Below are 16972 nucleotides of genomic sequence, written 5' to 3' on the forward strand. Positions count from 1 at the left end.
CGGTGGCTACCTCGAGGCGCAGCACTGTCAAGGTATTGCGTCGAATGGCCCCCACATAGGTGACCGAGTATGGATGACCACGGACGTAGCCTTTCCTCCAACCAGCCAATCCTCTATGTACTCGATACCAACGTATTGATCCACGATCCAAACGCGCTCCTGAACTTCGAAGAACACCACGTTGCCATCCCGATGACCGTGCTTGAGGAGCTGGACAAGCTCAAGAGCGGACACCACAGCGTTGCGGCCGAATGCCGGCAGGCGATCCGTCTGATCGACAAGACCTTGGGTGATGCCTCCCCGGAAGACGTTGAACTCGGCGTGCCGATCCAGCGCGGCAAGAGTGGTCCCAAGGGCCTGCTTTCGATCCTGATGAGCAAGCGCACCGAACCCAATCTGGTGCTGCCTGAACACCTGAACGACAACATCATCATCAACCAGTTGATCGACCTGCACGCGCGCAACAAGGACCAGGCCGTGGTGTTGGTGACCAAAGACATCAACATGCGCCTCAAGGCCCGCGCCTGCGGGATCGCGGCGGAGGACTACAGCACTGACCAACTGGTCGACGACGTTTCGCTGTTGCCCAACGGCTACCACACCATGACCGGCTCATTCTGGGACCGTGTGAGCAAGGTCGAGACCCGCCAGGACCATGGTCGCACCTGGCACCAGGTGCAACTGATCGACAACCTGCCGGCCGTGCACATCAACGAGTTCATCATCGACGAACAAGGCTTCGTCGGCTGGATCAAGGAAATCCATGTCGACAAACTGCTGATCCTCGACCTGCACCAGGAACCGCTGCTGCACCAGGAAGCCTGGGGCCTCAAGCCTCGTGACATCTACCAGAGCCTGGCCCTGTTCGCCTTGCTCGACCCCGATATCCACCTGGTCAACCTGTCCGGCGCCGCCGGTTCCGGTAAGACCATCCTGGCCCTGGCCGCCGCCATCGAGCAGACCATGGTCAGCAAACGCTACCGGCGTATCATCGCCACCCGCAGCGTGCAGGGCCTGGACCAGGAAATCGGTTTCCTGCCCGGCACCGAGGCGGAAAAAATGGAGCCGTGGCTGGGGGCGATCACCGATAACCTCGAAGCCTTGCACATGGATGACGAAAGCACCCATGGCAGCGTCGACTACATCCTGAGCAAAGTGCCGTTGCAGTTCAAATCCCTTAACTACATTCGCGGGCGCAGCTTCCAGCAGAGCCTGATCCTGATCGACGAATGCCAGAACCTGACCCCGCACCAGATGAAAACCATCATCACCCGTGCCGGTGCCGGTTCCAAAGTGGTGTGCCTGGGTAACCTGGCGCAGATCGACACCCCTTACCTGTCCGCGACCAGCTCCGGGCTGACCTACCTGACCGAACGTTTCAAGGACTTCCCCAACGGGGTCCACATCACCCTGCAGGGCGTACCGCGCTCGATCCTGGCCGAATACGCCGAATCCCATCTGTAACTGACCATCACAACCGGGCGACCTCAAGGTCGCCCGGTTTTTGGTGCCCGATAAATAACCCCCTGTGGGAGCGAGCTTGCTCGCGATCGCGGTGTGTCAGCCAAATATTTTTATCTGATACACCGCGATCGCGAGCAAGCTCGCTCCCACAGGGTTTTTTGCGGTGACTTCCGAATCCAAGGCGCAAGTGGGTGCGACAATCAGCCCTGCCGGAATCTGACCCACAGGTTTACAATCGACACTCCCGATCAGGAGTAACCCTGTGCTGACTCATCTCGATTCCCAAGGTCGCGCCAATATGGTCGACGTGACCGACAAGGCCGTGACCTTCCGTGAAGCCACGGCCGAGGCCTTTGTGCGCATGCTGCCCGACACGCTGCAGATGATCGTCAGCGGCGGTCATCCCAAGGGCGATGTGTTCGCCGTCGCGCGCATTGCCGGCATCCAGGCTGCCAAGAAAACCAGTGACCTGATTCCGCTCTGCCACCCGCTGCTGCTCACCGGCGTCAAGGTCGAGCTCAACGCCGAAGGCGAGGATCGGGTGCGCATCGTCGCCCGCTGCAAACTGTCGGGGCAGACCGGCGTGGAAATGGAAGCTCTCACCGCCGCCAGCGTCGCCGCGCTGACCATTTATGACATGTGCAAGGCCGTCGACCGTGGCATGACCATCGAAGGCGTGCGAGTGCTGGAGAAACTCGGCGGCAAGAGCGGCCATTTCCAGGCGGATGCGTCATGAAGATTACCGTGAAGTTCTTTGCCCGTTACCGTGAAGCGCTTGGCGTGGATTCGCTCAAGGTAGAAGGTGATTTCGCCACAGTCGACGATGTGCGCGCACTGCTCGCCCAGCGGGACGGTGCCGAAGTGCTGAAGGAGCAAAACCTGATGTGCGCGCGCAACGAAGACCTGTGCCAGCTCGACGAACCGTTGGCGGACGGTGATGAAGTCGCGTTCTTCCCCACCGTGACCGGAGGCTGAACCATGGCGATTCGTGTGCAGGTCGAACCGTTCGACGCAGGGGGCGAAGTCAATGCGATGCACGCGGCCAATGTCGGCGTGGGGGCGGTGGTGAGCTTTGTCGGCTACGTGCGTGATTTCAATGACGGCCTCGATGTGTCCGGGATGTTCCTGGAACATTACCCGGGCATGACCGAAAAAGCCCTGGGCAAGATCGCCACCGAGGCCGAGCAGCGCTGGCCGCTGCTCAAGCTGGAGGTGCTGCACCGTATCGGTGCGCTGGAACCGGGCGAGCCGATTGTCTTCGTCGCGGCCGCCAGTGCCCATCGCCAGGCGGCGTTCGACGCCTGCGCCTTTGTCATGGACTACCTCAAGACCCGTGCGCCGTTCTGGAAAAAGGAAAACACCGTCGACGGCCCGCGCTGGGTTGAAGGGCGGGACAGTGATCATGCGGCGGCGGATCGCTGGAAGCAGTAGGCAGCCTCTTTGTTATTGGCGGCTGTCAGTCCGCCATCTCGAGCAAGCTCGCTCCCACACTGGATCTTTGTTGTACCCGGATCCCCTGTGGGAGCGAGCTTGCTCGCGATAAGGCCATCAACCTCCCATCACATTCCCCTGCCTACCGATTGACGATATGTACATTAAAGTCCAGTATGGATTTATAAGTACAAATCAGCTGCGCCCACCTTTCTCTGCCAAACCAACAACAACCCGCGAGAGAACATCATGAGCAAATTCCCCCTCATCCCCGGCCTGGCCTTGAGTCTGTTGGCCTCCAGCAGCCTGTTCGCCGCAGAGAAAATCCTGCGCATCGGCATCGAAGCGGCTTATCCGCCGTTTGCTTCCAAGACTTCGGAAGGGAAGATCGAAGGGTTCGACTACGACATCGGCAATGCCCTGTGCGCGCAGATGCAGGTCAAGTGCGAATGGATCGAGAGTGAGTTCGACGGGCTGATCCCCTCGCTGAAGGTGAAGAAGATCGACCTGGCGTTGTCGTCCATGACCATCACCGAAGAACGCAAGAAGTCGGTGGATTTCACCCACAAGTACTACTTCACCTCATCGCGCCTAGTCATGAAGGAAGGAGCGGTGGTCGATGACCAGTACGCCAGCCTCAAGGGCAAGACCGTGGGCGTGCAGCGAGCCACCACCACTGACCGCTACGCCACTGAAGTGCTCGAACCCAAGGGTGTGATCGTCAAGCGCTACAGCAACAACGAAGAAATCTACATGGACCTGGCATCCGGTCGCCTGGACGCGATTTTCGCCGACACCATCCCGCTGGAAGACTTCCTGTCGATGCCTCGCGGTAAGGGCTATGCGTTTGTCGGCCCCGAGCTTAAGGACCCGAAATATGTGGGTGAGGGCGCTGGTATTGCGGTGCGCAAAGGCAATACCCAATTGGTGGCGGACTTGAACAAGGCCATCGATGGGATTCGGGCCAATGGGGAGTATCAGAAGATCCAGGCCAAGTATTTCAAGTCAGACATCTACGGCGACTGATACATCGCCTTCGCGAGCAAGCTCGCTCCCACATTGGATCTCATAGAACACAAATAGTGTGTTCTACACGGATCCCCTGTGGGAGCGAGCTTGCTCGCGATGAGGCCAGGCCAGGCAAACCAAAACCTCAGCCCTTCAGTTCCTTCAAATGCTTGTACACCGTCGCCCGCCCCATGTTCAGCACATTGGCCACATAGTTGGACGCGCTCTTGCCCTTGAACGCGCCTTCGGCATGCAGCGCCAGCACCAACTCGCGTTTGTGATCGCGGGTCAACAGGTTCAGGCTCAGCTGGCGTTCGCGCATCCAGGCGTGCAGGAAGGTGTTGATTCGCTCCTGCCAGTCATCGCGAAACAGTGAATCCGGCTGGGGAATCAACTTGCCCGGCGACAGGAACAAATCCAATGCGGCCTTGGCATTTTCGAACAACGAAATATTCAGGTTGATGCACAGCACTGCCAGCGGATGACCGTTGGCGTCGCGCAGCACGCTGCTGAGGCTGCGAATCTTCTGTCCGTCCCAGTTCAGTTTTTCGTACGGCCCGATGTTCCGTTCGCTGACGTCCTCACTGAGCATGTCTTCCAGGGACGAGTCATCGCCAATCTCGCGCTTGGACAGGTTATTGGCGATGTAGTCGACTTTCTGGCTGCGCAGGTCGTGCAGCACCACTTCGGCGTGGGGGTAGAACAGCGTGGCGATAGCGTCGGCGATGGTGCGGAAGTTTTCCAGTGCAGGATCGGGTGGCGAAGCGGTCATGACAGGGCTCCAGGCAGCGTCAGCGCCCCGTGGAACAGGGGCGCGGGGAGTGTGCCGCAATCGTGGCGATGCGTCACCTCGGTTGGCTCACCCCAGGCGCTTGGGGGAGAGCATGGCGCTGCTCAGGCCGAAACGGGCCAGGGCCTCGGGCAGCGGTTCGCCACGCACCAGCGCCGCGCTGGCCTGGCCCATGGCCGGTGACGTCTGGATGCCGTAGCCGCCCTGGGCCGCGACCCAGAACAGCCCGGCCACCTGTGGATCGAAACCGGACAGCAGATCACCGTCGTGGACGAAACTGCGCAATCCGGCCCAAGTGCGGGTCGGGCGGCGGATAGTCAGGGTGGTGGCTTCTTCGATCTGGTAGATGCCCATGGCGATGTCCAGTTCTTCCGGCTGCACGTCGTGGGGTTCCACCGGGTCGGCGTTGGCCGGCGAGCCGAGGAACATGCCGGCGTCGGGCTTCATGTAGAAGGATTCGTCCAGGCTCACCAGCATTGGCCAGTCATGGATATCCACGCCCTCGGGGCCAGCAAAAATGAACGCCGCACGCCGTTTGGGTTGCAGGCCCAGTTTCCGGGCACCGGCCATTTCGGCAATGTGATCGGCCCAGGCACCGGCCGCATTGATCAGGACCGGCGCAGTGAACGTCTGGTTGGCAGTCTTCACCTGCCACACCCCCTGATCATCGCGGCTCAATTGCTGTACTTCGCTGTCGGTGTGCACATCGCCGCCGCTGCGACGGATGCCGCGCAAGTAGCCCTGGTGCAGCGCATCGGTGTCGATGTCGCAGGCCGTCGGGTCATAGATCGCCCCGTGGACCTTGTCCCGCCGCAGGATCGGCAGCCGCACACAGGCTTCGTCGGCGCTGAGCAGTTGCATCTGCGGCACCGTGGCCTTGGCGCTCAGGTACTGATTGTTCAGCTCGGCCGGGTCGCCGGTGAAGTCCACGGTCATTTCGCCCCGTGGACTCAACAACGGGTGCTCGCAGAAACCGGCTGGCGGGGCGTCGAAAAAATCCCGGCTGGCCTGGGTCAGCGCCCGCACCTGCGGGGTGCCGTAGGCGGCACTGTAAAGCGCCGCCGAGCGTCCGGTGGAGTGGTAGGCCGGATGGGATTCGCGCTCGAGCACAATCACCCGGCCGTGGGGTGACAGCCAGTAACCGGTGGAAGCACCGGCAATGCCGCCGCCGATGATGATGAAGTCTGCTTGTGTCATGAATTCTCCTGCGGAGCATGTGCTCGGGAACTCGAAGCCCCCTGTGGGAGCGAGCTTGCTCGCGATGGCGGTGGATCAGTCACTCTCAATATCGACTGTCAGGCCACCATCGCGAGCAAGCTCGCTCCCACAAGAGAATCGGGGGATGTCAGTTGTGAAGTCGATACAGGGCATTCGCCAGCGCAACATCCTCCAGCCCCAGGCCGATGGAGCGGAAGAACACATGGCGTTGGTAGTCGGGACGCGCCACGTGTTCGCTGAGCAATTCAGGCAAGTCACCGACGATGCGCGACGCCTCCCAGCCGTGCTGTTCGCTGGCGATGAGCATTTCACCGGCCGAGCCCGAGGTGGTCTGACGATAGTCGCAGAACACGTCCATGTCGTTGAGGCGCTGGGGCGGTATTTCGTGGGCACGTGGGGCGTTGGTGCTGATGGAAGTGATCAGTGCCGGTTTGCCCAGGGTCTGCGGGTCAAAGACGGCGTTGGCGGACGAGGTGCAGAGCATCACCACGTCGGCATCGTGCAGCGCCGCTTCAAGGCTGTCGGCGATTTGCAGGCGAGGGTCCAGGTCGGTGATGGAGGCAAGTTCTTGTGCCGACTTGGCCTTCAGGCCTGGCGAATAGAGGCTGATAGCTTGCCAGTCCCGCAGGTCCTTGACGTAGTGCACGTGCGCCCGGGCCACCGCGCCGCTGCCGATGACCGCCAGGCGCCTGGCGTTGTCCGGTGCAAGGGCATCGACGGCGACGGCGGTGGTCGCGGCGGTACGGGCAGTGGTCAGCTCGGCGGCATCGCACAGCAGCAGCGGCTGGCCGGTCTGCATCGACATCAGCAAGGTCCAGGCGGTCACTAATGGGCCTTGCTCGCGCACGATATAGGGCGAGGTCTTGACCCCGTAGACCTGGTCTTCGGCCAGCACGCCCAAGTAGTTGATGAAGTCCCCGGCGCCTTGGGGAAACGCCACCCATTGCTGGGGCGGCTGCACCGCTTGCCCGGCTGCGAGATCACGGAACAGCTTGCGCAGGATGTGCGGCACGTCGATTTGCCCAAGCAGTTCGCGGGCCTGGGCTTGGGTCATCACAAAGGGCGTGTTGGGCATGGAGGCTCCGGGTGCTTAATAAACTAATTTGTCCATTATGGACTTTTAGTTTTGTTGAGCAATATCCCGGGGCAAAAAAAAGCGCAGCCGGTCCTGGCTGCGCTTTTTGCTCTGTGGCGACGGTTAAGGGCGCTTGCGCTCGACCGGTCGCAACAGGTGGGTCGGAGGCATTTCACAACTGATCTTGCGACCCAGCAACGCCTCGATCGACGGCAGCTGGTAGGAGTCATCTTCACCGGCGAAGCTGATCGAAACCCCAGCGGCCCCGGCACGACCCGTACGGCCGATACGGTGCACGTAGTCGTCCGGGACTTCCGGCAGGGTGAAGTTGATCACGTGGCTGATGCCGTCGATGTGGATACCACGACCGGCCACGTCGGTGGCAACCAGCACGCGGATCTTGCCCTCGCGGAAACCTTCGAGGGTCTTGATGCGCTTGTGCTGGGGCACGTCGCCCGAAAGCTGGGCGGCGTTGACGCCATCGCGCACCAGGCGTTCTTCGATGCGCCGCACTTCGTCCTTGCGGTTGGCGAACACCATCACGCGCTCCCAACCGTTGTCGTTGACCAGGTTGTAGAGCAGCTTGTATTTGTCGGCACCGGCGACTGCGTAGATGTGTTGCTCGACGTTTTCGCTGGCGACGTTCTCGGCTTCGATCTCGACGATGGCCGGGTCGGTGGTCCACTGCTTCGCCAGGTTCATCACGTCTTCGGTGAAGGTGGCGGAGAACAGCAGGGTCTGGCGTTCGCTTTTCGGTGGGGTCTGGCGAATGATCTGGCGCACTTGCGGAATGAAGCCCATGTCGAGCATGCGGTCGGCTTCGTCCAGCACCATCACTTCGACCATATCCAAGTGCACGTCGCCGCGCTGGTTGAAGTCCAGCAGGCGGCCCGGCGTGGCGACCAGGATGTCGCAATGGCGGGCTTCGAGGTGCTTGAGCTGCTTGTCGAAATCCATGCCACCCACGAACGTCATGACATTCAGGCCGGTGTACTTGGTCAGGTCGGCGGCGTCCTTGGCGATCTGCACCACCAGCTCGCGGGTCGGCGCGATGATCAGCGCCCGCGGTTCGCCCATGTAGCGTTCCTTGGGCGGTGGGGTCTGCAGCAATTGGGTGATGATGGAGATCAGGAACGCGGCGGTCTTGCCGGTGCCGGTCTGGGCGCGACCGATGGCGTCTTTGCCGGCGAGGGTGTAGCCCAACACCTGCGCCTGGATCGGCGTGCAATACGGGAAACCCAGGTCCTGGATGGCATGCATCAGTTCCGGGGCGAGCTTGAAGTCGTGGAAGCGCGTCTTGCCTTCCTGGGGTTCTACGGCGAAGTCCTCGAGTTTCCAGGCGACGACCGGCGGTTTCGGTGCGCGTTCGCGGCGCGGCCGGGGGGCTTCGTTGCGTGGTGTCTCGGGCTCGGGGGGCGTAACAGGCTGGGCGACGGGTTCTTGTTTCGCCTGTGCAACGGGGGCCGCCCGGCGCGGTTGTTGCGCATCGGTACGGCTCGGGCCGTGGGTCGGCGCAGGGGAGCCAGGCGCGAGTTGCTCGGCCTCGCTTTTACCGAACATCTTCTTGAGTGCTTTGAGCACGGTCATCTCATCGATTGGTTAAGGAATGTACGCCGGCCAGTGTAATGCAAGAAACGGGCGCGGCGTAGTGGGATCGTCAAAGGACCGGCGTGGCGATTGGCCGCTTAGCGCAACCGTTCGGCCAGCCAGGTGCCGATGTCTTGAATCTCCTCGGGTAACACTTCGTGGCCCATTGGGTATTCCTGCCATGTCACGGTGACACCATGCTGCTTTAAATACTCTTTTGCGGTCCGGCCCATGGGATTGAGTACCACTTCGTCGTATTGGCCGTGCAGCGCCAGCACCGGAATGCGTTGCTGGCTGGCCGACAGTTGCAGTTCATCGCTGAACGTCGGTGCATAAGTAGACAGCGCGATCACGCCGCCCAGTGGCCCCTGCCATTTCACGAAGGCAGTGTGATAGACCACCGCGCCACCTTGGGAGAAACCGGCGAGGAAAATCCGCGAGGCGTCTATTCCGCTGGCTCGCTGGGTTTCGATCAGGCCAATGACCCGTTGCGCCGAGGCTTCGAGTTGCTGCTCGTCAATGGCCCGCGCCGGGCTCAAGGCACGGATGTCGTACCAACTGGGCATCTCATAGCCGCCGTTGATCGTTACTGGCTGGGTGGGGGCCTGGGGTAGAACGAAACGGGTCTGGGTCAACGTTCGCTGCAATATTTCGGCGACCGGCATGAAATCATAACGATCTGCACCCAGGCCGTGGAGCCAGATAACGCACGCATCAACAGTGCCGCTGGGCTCGAGAATCAAGGGGTCGGTCATGGCTGTGCTCCAAATCTGTGCGGGTGCGCTCAATCAGTGCGTGATTACAGTGCGCTCCCGGTGCCTCAGTTAATTAGATGTCGCAAAGTTGAAAGTTTTTGTCTTGACGTGTTTTACATGGCCCAAGCGCAGCGGTCTGGTACGGGCTTTGCTATGGGGTAGCTGAGTGATGATTCTTGCGCTGCGCGGTAACACTATCAGTTAGACGCGCCGCATGGGATATCAGAAATCCGGTGATGAATGTTCGCCAATAGCCGCTACGGGCTTCGCGAACGTGAAGGGCTACAGCCCGTTCGGCCGTTTGGTGAGAGATGGGCATGACCACTGTTTACGGACATCCTCATTATTAGACTCATAGCGAAGGTCCAGACGTCGGTTGACCCTAAAAAAAGCCAACAAGGGTCGGCAATGCCCCATAAGGGTGCGACAGGGCTCGAGCTCCGACACAACAAGAGCAAAACTGGAGGTTTGAATGAAGTTACTGAAATCCACCCTGGCAGTCGTGACTGCAGCAGCAGTACTCGGCGTCAGTGGGTTCGCTCAGGCGGGTGCAACCCTGGATGCCGTACAGAAGAAAGGTTTTGTGCAGTGTGGTGTGAGTGATGGCCTGCCGGGTTTCTCGGTGCCTGATTCCACCGGCAAGATTCAGGGTATCGACGCCGACTTCTGTCGCGCCGTGGCCGCTGCCGTATTCGGCGATGCGACCAAGGTCAAATTCAGCCAATTGAATGCCAAGGAGCGTTTCACCGCGCTGCAGTCCGGCGAAATCGACATCCTGTCACGCAACACCACCATGACCAGCTCCCGTGATGCCGGCATGGGCTTGGTGTTCCCAGGCTTCATTACCTACTACGACGGCATCGGCTTCCTGGTCAACAACAAGTTGGGCGTCAAAAGCGCCAAGGAACTGGACGGCGCAACCATCTGCATCCAGGCCGGTACCACCACCGAACTGAACGTCTCCGACTACTTCCGCGGCAATGGCCTGAAGTACACCCCCATCACTTTCGACACTTCCGATGAAAGCGCCAAGTCGCTGGAATCCGGTCGCTGCGATGTGCTGACCTCCGACAAGTCCCAGCTGTTCGCCCAGCGCAGCAAGCTGGCTTCGCCGAAGGACTACGTGGTTCTGCCAGAAACCATTTCCAAGGAGCCACTGGGCCCGGTCGTGCGTAATGGCGACGAAGAGTGGTCGAAAATAGTGCGCTGGACTGGCTATGCCATGCTCAATACTGAAGAAGCCGGCATCACTTCGAAAAACGTCGAAGCCGAAGCCAAGTCCACCAAGAACCCGGACGTCGCCCGTATGCTCGGCGCTGACGGTGAATACGGCAAGGACCTGAAGCTGCCGAAAGACTGGGTCGTGCAGATCGTCAAGCAAGTCGGCAACTACGGTGAAGTGTTCGAGCGCAACCTCGGCAAGGGTACTCCGCTGGAAATCGATCGCGGGCTGAACGCTCTGTGGAACGCTGGCGGCATTCAATACGCACCACCAGTGCGCTGATGGTTCTATCACCCGGTGGGCCAACCACCGGGTGATGTTCTGTTCCATTCCTTGCGGGGCACTTCATGCAAAATTCAATCGGCGCACCTAAGCAGAGGCTCAGCCTCAGCGATCCACGAGTGCGTGCGTGGGTATTTCAGATCGTCACCATCGTGGCGGTTATTTCGTTGGGCTGGTTTCTGTTCGATAACACGCAGACCAACCTCGAGCACCGGGGCATCACTTCCGGTTTCAGCTTCCTGGAGCGCAGTGCCGGTTTTGGCATCGCTCAAACCCTGATCGACTACACCGAAGCGGACAGCTATGCCCGCGTCTTTGTCATCGGGTTGCTCAACACACTGCTGGTGACGTTCATCGGCGTGATCCTGGCAACGATCCTCGGTTTCATCGTCGGCGTGGCCCGACTGTCGAAAAACTGGATCATCGCCAAAGTAGCGACGGTGTATGTGGAAGTTTTCCGCAACATCCCGCCGCTGCTACAGATCCTGTTCTGGTATTTCGCGGTGTTCCTGACCATGCCGGGGCCGCGCAACAGCCATAACTTCGGCGACACCTTCTTTGTCAGCAGCCGCGGCCTCAACATGCCGGCGGCGCTGGTGGCGGAAGGGTTCTGGCCGTTCGTGGCCAGTGTCGTGCTGGCGATTGTCGCCATCGTGCTGATGACCCGCTGGGCCAACAAGCGCTTCGAAGCGACCGGCGAGCCGTTCCATAAGTTCTGGGTGGGCCTGGCGCTATTCCTGGTAATCCCAGCGTTGTGCACGCTGATCTTCGGTGCTCCCGTGCATTGGGAAATGCCGGAGCTCAAGGGTTTCAACTTCGTCGGTGGCTGGGTACTGATTCCGGAATTGCTGGCCTTGACCCTGGCGCTGACGGTGTATACCGCGGCGTTCATCGCCGAGATCGTGCGTTCGGGCATCAAGTCGGTCAGCCATGGCCAGACCGAGGCGGCTCACTCGCTGGGTCTGCGCAACGGTCCGACCCTGCGCAAGGTGATCATCCCGCAAGCCCTGCGCGTGATCATTCCGCCGTTGACCAGCCAATACCTGAACCTGGCGAAGAACTCCTCCCTGGCAGCCGGTATCGGTTACCCGGAAATGGTTTCGCTGTTTGCCGGCACGGTGTTGAACCAGACCGGCCAGGCCATCGAGGTGATCGCGATCACCATGAGTGTGTACCTGGCGATCAGTATCAGCATTTCCTTGCTGATGAACTGGTACAACAAGCGCATTGCGCTGATCGAGCGGTGAGGAAAAGCGCATGACATCCCATACTTTCAAACCTGATATGCCGCCGCCGAGCAAAGTGTTCGGGCCGATGGCATGGATGCGCGCGAACATGTTCTCCAGCTGGCTCAATACGCTGCTGACGCTGTTCGCGTTCTACCTGATTTACCTCGTGGTCCCGCCGATCCTCAGTTGGGCTATCCTCGATGCCAATTGGGTCGGCACCACCCAGGCCGACTGCACCAAGGAAGGCGCCTGCTGGGTGTTCATCCAGCAGCGTTTCGGCCAGTTCATGTACGGCTATTACCCGACGGATCTGCGCTGGCGCGTAGATCTGACCGTGTGGCTGGCCGTGCTCGGTGTCGCGCCGCTGTTCATCTCGCGCTTCCCGCGCAAGGCGATCTACGGCCTGAGCTTCCTGGTGCTGTACCCGATCATTGCCTGGTGCCTGTTGCACGGTGGGGTGTTCGGTCTGGCCACGGTGGCAACCAGCCAATGGGGCGGCCTGATGCTGACCCTGGTGATCGCCACTGTCGGTATCGCCGGCGCGTTGCCACTGGGCATCGTCCTGGCCCTGGGCCGGCGCTCGAACATGCCGGCGATTCGCGTGGTCTGCGTGACCTTCATCGAGTTCTGGCGCGGTGTGCCGTTGATCACGGTGCTGTTCATGTCGTCGGTGATGCTGCCGCTGTTCCTGCCCGAAGGCATGAATTTCGACAAGCTGCTGCGGGCATTGATCGGGGTGATCCTGTTCCAGTCGGCCTACGTGGCCGAAGTGGTGCGCGGCGGCCTGCAAGCCATTCCCAAGGGCCAGTACGAAGCGGCCGCGGCGATGGGCCTGGGGTACTGGCGCAGCATGGGCCTGGTGATTCTGCCGCAAGCCTTGAAGATGGTCATCCCGGGTATCGTCAACACCTTCATTGCGTTGTTCAAGGACACGAGCCTGGTGATCATCATTGGCTTGTTCGACCTGCTCAACAGTGTGAAACAAGCTGCCGCCGACCCGAAATGGCTGGGCATGGCCACTGAAGGCTATGTGTTCGCCGCCCTGGTGTTCTGGATTTTCTGTTTTGGTATGTCCCGCTATTCCATGCATTTGGAACGCAAGCTGGACACTGGCCACAAGCGTTAGGAGCGTAGTTTATGAGTGAAGCGATCAAACAGCCTGTGAGCCCTGAAGGCATTATTCAGATGCAGGGCGTCAACAAGTGGTACGGCCAGTTCCACGTGTTGAAAGACATCAACCTGAACGTCAAGCAGGGCGAGCGTATCGTGCTGTGCGGCCCTTCGGGCTCCGGCAAGTCCACCACCATCCGCTGCCTCAACCGTCTGGAAGAGCACCAGCAGGGTCGCATCGTGGTCGACGGCGTGGAACTGACCAACGACCTCAAGCAGATCGAAGCGATCCGCCGTGAAGTCGGCATGGTGTTCCAGCATTTCAACCTGTTCCCGCACCTGACCATCCTGCAGAACTGCACCCTGGCGCCGATGTGGGTACGCAAGATGCCCAAGCGCAAGGCCGAGGAAATCGCCATGCACTACCTGGAGCGCGTACGCATTCCAGAGCAGGCGCACAAATACCCGGGCCAGCTCTCCGGCGGTCAGCAACAGCGTGTGGCCATCGCCCGTGCCCTGTGCATGAAACCGAAAATCATGCTGTTCGACGAGCCGACTTCGGCCCTCGACCCGGAAATGGTGAAAGAGGTACTGGACACCATGATCGGCCTGGCCGAAGACGGCATGACCATGCTCTGCGTGACCCACGAAATGGGCTTCGCCCGCACCGTGGCCAACCGCGTGATCTTCATGGACAAGGGGGAAATCGTCGAACAGGCCGCGCCGAACGACTTCTTCGACAACCCGCAGAACGACCGCACCAAGCTGTTCCTGAGCCAGATCCTGCATTGATCCCTTAGGCAATGAAATAAGCCCGGACTTGTCCGGGTTTATTTTTTGCTGCTTCGGCTGCTCAGGAAGCCGTGAGGGTTTCGTGCTCCTTGTGCACCGTCGTCTTGAATCCTCTCAAGTCCGCGCCTTCAGCCAGGGCTTGCGCATCTGCAAGCAAATGCGGGTAGCGATCAAGCAGGCGCATCAGCAGCATCAACGCTTTTGGTGGCAATACCTCACCGCGCTCATAGCGGGAAAACGCGTTGTGCCCGCCACCTGACAACAGCGCCACCGCTTCTTTTTGGGATAGATGCAGTTTGCGACGGATGCGTTTCATTTCTTCGCCAATCATCTTCCTGGCGGCGATGACCAGTTCATCCCCTGCGTTCGTGTGACGATCCGAACAACCGGGGTCGAGTTCGACCTCGCCGCACATTTGGCATTCCCAGCCAGACAAGTCATCGATCCGACGTTCCAGTCCCTTGACGCACAGGGTTTCTGCGCGGCCTTCGAAATGCGACATGCCCTGCGGAGCGCCACAGCTGAAGCACTGTTGAGCTTTCATGGGGTTTTCTCCTTGAATGAGATCACCGGTGGGCCTCCGCTTGGGCGGTAGGTCACCTTGATGTAAATTTCCAGACCCTGTGAGTGGGTGTGGTAGACGTCGTGCCAGACCCGATGGTCGTCGTAGGTCGTTACGGACTTGTAGAACTGCTGGCGCTGAAGTCCACACGCAACCTCCAACATGTCCGAAACTGTCAAGCCCAGCGTCCCGGCGGTTTTTGTCGCGGTGGTGGTGAATGCCTTTCCTCCCAGCCGCTTGATATCCGCCTTGATCACGCCCAGGTCGTAATGGGGTGTGCTCTTGTTCATAAGGTCCTGTTCCAAAATTACCCTCAAAGGGTAATTTTGACCAATCAATAATTTAGTTTCTTTTCCCTCCCATTGACCCTAGGCGGTTGCCGTCCTACGCGAAGCTGACTAACATGTCAGAAAATTCATCCTATGATTGGATGAAAAGGCGAGTCCCATGTCAGCTATTTCCCCATTAATAAAACGCTCCCTGGTCGATCAAGCTCTGGAGCAATTGCGCCAGCGCATCAGCGATGGTGTGTGGTCCGTCGGCCAGCGCCTGCCCACCGAGCCGGAGTTGGTGGCGGAGTTGGGGATCAGCCGCAACACGGTGCGCGAAGCGATGCGCGTGCTGGCCTTTTCCGGGCTGATCGAGATCCGCCAGGGCGACGGCAGCTACGTGCGGGCGGTGGTCGATCCGCTGGATACCCTCAAGGTGCTGTCGCGCTGTTCGCTGGAACAGGCCCGGGAAACCCGGCACATCCTGGAAGTCGAGGCCATTGGCCTGGCGTCGCTGCGGCGAACCGATGAGGATTTGCTTGCCTTGCGCCGGGCGCTGCAAGCCAGTAGCGAGCATTACCACGGCGACCTGGAGCACTACATCGCCTGCGACCTGGTGTTCCACCGCCTGCTGGTAGACGCCGCGCACAACCCTGCGCTGAGCGAGCTCTATCGCTACTTTTCCAGCGTCATCGGCGCACAATTGCGCCAGAGCCTCAGCATCATTCCCCGCCATCAACATGTGTTCGACCTGCACGTCGAAATTCTCGAAGCCGTCGAACGCCAAGACCCGGAGCAGGCCAAGGCCCTCTGCCGGCAGTTGATCAATGAACCCTGAATCCGAGCTTTCCATGTCCCGCGATCTGCTTGACCCTGCTACCTCGACGGCGTCCAAACGCGCCGCCGAACTCGAAGAACTGTTGATCGACGCCGAGGCCGACGATGAACAGGCCCAGCAGCGCCATCCCCTGGTGCGCCGGCCTTGGTTGTTGCTGCTCGGGCTGATCCTGGTGGCGTTGAACCTGCGTCCGGCGTTGTCGAGCATGGCGCCGTTGCTCAGCGAAGTGTCAAAAAGCCTTGGCCTGTCGGCTGCCCAGGCCGGTTTGCTGACCACGTTGCCTGTGCTTTGCCTGGGCCTGTTCGCACCGCTGGCGCCGGTGCTGGCGCGGCGCTTCGGGGCCGAGCGCGTGGTGCTGGGGATCTTGCTGACACTGGCGGGGGGGATTGTCCTGCGCAGTGCGTTCGGTCAGGTCGGGCTGTTCGCCGGCAGTATCCTGGCCGGTGCGAGCATCGGCGTGATCGGCGTGCTGCTGCCGGGCATCGTCAAGCGCGACTTCGCCAAACAGGCCGGCGCCATGACCGGTGTCTACACCATGGCGCTGTGCCTGGGCGCGGCGATGGCGGCCGGGGCAACGGTGCCGTTGAGCGAGCACCTTGGCCACAATTGGGCCTTGGGCCTGGGGTTCTGGGTGGTTCCGGCGCTGCTGGCTGCAGTGTTCTGGTTGCCACAAGTGGGCGAGAAGCACGGTGCCCATCAGGTGGCGTACCGGGTCCGCGGCTTGCTGCGTGATCCCCTGGCCTGGCAAGTGACCTTGTACATGGGGTTGCAATCGTCCCTGGCCTACATCGTGTTCGGTTGGCTGCCCTCGATCCTGATTGGGCGTGGCCTGACCCCGACCCAGGCCGGGCTCGTGCTGTCCGGCTCGGTCATCGTGCAGTTGATCAGCTCCCTCGCCGCGCCCTGGCTGGCAACGCGTGGCAAGGACCAGCGCCTGGCTATCGTGATCGTCATGGTCATGACCCTGGGCGGGTTGTTCGGTTGCCTCTACGCACCCATCGACGGCTTGTGGGGCTGGGCGATCCTGCTGGGCTTGGGGCAGGGCGCGACCTTCAGCCTGGCGCTCACGCTGATCGTGTTGCGTTCGCGGGATGCCCATGTGGCCGCCAACCTGTCCAGCATGGCCCAGGGTTTTGGTTATACGCTGGCGTCGCTGGGGCCCTTCGCGGTGGGCGTGGTCCACGACTTGACCGGCGGCTGGAATGCCCTGGGCTGGATCTTCGGCCTGATTGGCCTGGGAGCGATCATCGCAGGCATCGGCGCAGGCCGGGCGTTATATGTCGGAGTCAGCAGCGAAAGAGTCACTGACCGTAGTTGATATCATTTTCATGGCGAATGAC

At 60.6% G+C, this 16972-nt stretch carries 18 protein-coding genes; 11 read left to right on the forward strand and 7 right to left on the reverse strand.

All coding sequences use genetic code 11. The features are described from left to right. Positions 1–69 precede the first annotated feature (69 nt). The 5 genes from PSH84_RS01870 (at position 70) to PSH84_RS01890 (ending at position 3921) form a co-directional block, all read left to right on the forward strand. Positions 70–1464, forward strand: a complete 1395-nt coding sequence (locus PSH84_RS01870; protein ID WP_122566532.1) for a PhoH family protein — start codon at positions 70–72, stop codon at positions 1462–1464. A gap of 262 nt (positions 1465–1726) precedes the next feature. Continuing rightward, positions 1727–2200 carry a cyclic pyranopterin monophosphate synthase MoaC gene (gene moaC / locus PSH84_RS01875; protein ID WP_058542774.1) on the forward strand — a complete coding sequence of 158 codons (474 nt, stop codon included), beginning with the start codon at positions 1727–1729 and terminating at the stop codon, positions 2198–2200. Continuing rightward, positions 2197–2439, forward strand: coding sequence for a molybdopterin converting factor subunit 1 (gene moaD / locus PSH84_RS01880; protein ID WP_122566531.1), 243 nt, complete (start codon positions 2197–2199; stop codon positions 2437–2439). Before moaC ends, moaD begins: the two co-directional genes overlap by 4 nt. A gap of 3 nt (positions 2440–2442) precedes the next feature. Then, entirely contained in the window at positions 2443–2895 is a 453-nt protein-coding gene (moaE, locus tag PSH84_RS01885) for a molybdopterin synthase catalytic subunit MoaE (RefSeq protein WP_122566530.1), read from the forward strand. A gap of 249 nt (positions 2896–3144) precedes the next feature. After that, positions 3145–3921: an ABC transporter substrate-binding protein gene (locus PSH84_RS01890; protein ID WP_305482209.1), complete on the forward strand. Its 777-nt coding sequence runs from the start codon at positions 3145–3147 to the stop codon at positions 3919–3921. A gap of 127 nt (positions 3922–4048) precedes the next feature. Here the strand turns inward: PSH84_RS01890 and PSH84_RS01895 are convergent, their stop codons facing one another. The 5 genes from PSH84_RS01895 to PSH84_RS01915 all read right to left on the reverse strand — a co-directional run bounded on the left by PSH84_RS01895 (position 4049) and on the right by PSH84_RS01915 (position 9328). Further along, on the reverse strand, positions 4049–4675 hold the full coding sequence (locus tag PSH84_RS01895) for a helix-turn-helix transcriptional regulator (RefSeq protein WP_122566528.1): 627 nt from the start codon (positions 4673–4675) through the stop codon (positions 4049–4051). 87 nt (positions 4676–4762) lie between these two features. Beyond that, complete coding sequence (locus PSH84_RS01900; RefSeq protein ID WP_305482211.1) at positions 4763–5890, reverse strand: NAD(P)/FAD-dependent oxidoreductase; 1128 nt, start codon at positions 5888–5890, stop codon at positions 4763–4765. Between the two features lie 148 nt (positions 5891–6038). Beyond that, the gene (locus tag PSH84_RS01905; RefSeq protein ID WP_122567185.1) at positions 6039–6986 is read right to left on the reverse strand and encodes an ornithine cyclodeaminase family protein; all 948 of its coding nucleotides are present in this window, start codon (positions 6984–6986) and stop codon (positions 6039–6041) included. 123 nt (positions 6987–7109) lie between these two features. Beyond that, the gene (rhlB, locus tag PSH84_RS01910) at positions 7110–8573 is read right to left on the reverse strand and encodes an ATP-dependent RNA helicase RhlB (protein WP_122567184.1); all 1464 of its coding nucleotides are present in this window, start codon (positions 8571–8573) and stop codon (positions 7110–7112) included. 98 nt (positions 8574–8671) lie between these two features. Next, a complete protein-coding gene (locus PSH84_RS01915; protein ID WP_305482215.1) occupies positions 8672–9328 on the reverse strand; it encodes an alpha/beta hydrolase in 657 nt (218 codons plus the stop codon). A 472-nt stretch (positions 9329–9800) separates the two neighbouring features. On the opposite strand from PSH84_RS01915, the gene PSH84_RS01920 reads away from it, so the two are divergent. From PSH84_RS01920 to PSH84_RS01935, 4 genes are all read left to right on the forward strand, one after another. Then, positions 9801–10832, forward strand: coding sequence for an amino acid ABC transporter substrate-binding protein (locus PSH84_RS01920; protein WP_305468334.1), 1032 nt, complete (start codon positions 9801–9803; stop codon positions 10830–10832). 65 nt (positions 10833–10897) lie between these two features. Further along, on the forward strand, positions 10898–12079 hold the full coding sequence (locus tag PSH84_RS01925; protein WP_122567181.1) for an amino acid ABC transporter permease: 1182 nt from the start codon (positions 10898–10900) through the stop codon (positions 12077–12079). Positions 12080–12089: 10 nt separating this feature from the next. Continuing rightward, complete coding sequence (locus tag PSH84_RS01930; RefSeq protein ID WP_122567180.1) at positions 12090–13187, forward strand: amino acid ABC transporter permease; 1098 nt, start codon at positions 12090–12092, stop codon at positions 13185–13187. 11 nt (positions 13188–13198) lie between these two features. Then, positions 13199–13963, forward strand: a complete 765-nt coding sequence (locus PSH84_RS01935; protein WP_003178331.1) for an amino acid ABC transporter ATP-binding protein — start codon at positions 13199–13201, stop codon at positions 13961–13963. Positions 13964–14024: 61 nt separating this feature from the next. On the opposite strand, the gene PSH84_RS01940 is transcribed toward PSH84_RS01935, so the two are convergent. Further along, positions 14025–14507: a type II TA system antitoxin MqsA family protein gene (locus tag PSH84_RS01940; protein ID WP_305482216.1), complete on the reverse strand. Its 483-nt coding sequence runs from the start codon at positions 14505–14507 to the stop codon at positions 14025–14027. Continuing rightward, positions 14504–14815, reverse strand: coding sequence for a type II toxin-antitoxin system MqsR family toxin (locus PSH84_RS01945; protein WP_122567178.1), 312 nt, complete (start codon positions 14813–14815; stop codon positions 14504–14506). The genes PSH84_RS01940 and PSH84_RS01945 overlap by 4 nt, the downstream gene beginning before the upstream one ends. Before the next feature lie 157 nt (positions 14816–14972). Between PSH84_RS01945 and PSH84_RS01950 the strand changes: the two genes are divergently transcribed. Both PSH84_RS01950 and PSH84_RS01955 read left to right on the forward strand, forming a co-directional pair. Beyond that, on the forward strand, positions 14973–15632 hold the full coding sequence (locus PSH84_RS01950) for a FadR/GntR family transcriptional regulator (RefSeq protein WP_305468330.1): 660 nt from the start codon (positions 14973–14975) through the stop codon (positions 15630–15632). Beyond that, positions 15622–16950, forward strand: a complete 1329-nt coding sequence (locus tag PSH84_RS01955) for a CynX/NimT family MFS transporter (protein WP_305468329.1) — start codon at positions 15622–15624, stop codon at positions 16948–16950. Before PSH84_RS01950 ends, PSH84_RS01955 begins: the two co-directional genes overlap by 11 nt. Positions 16951–16972: the final 22 nt, after the last annotated feature.

This window comes from Pseudomonas beijingensis, from assembly GCF_030687295.1.
In the GTDB taxonomy this organism is placed as follows: Bacteria; Pseudomonadota; Gammaproteobacteria; order Pseudomonadales; family Pseudomonadaceae; genus Aquipseudomonas; species Aquipseudomonas beijingensis.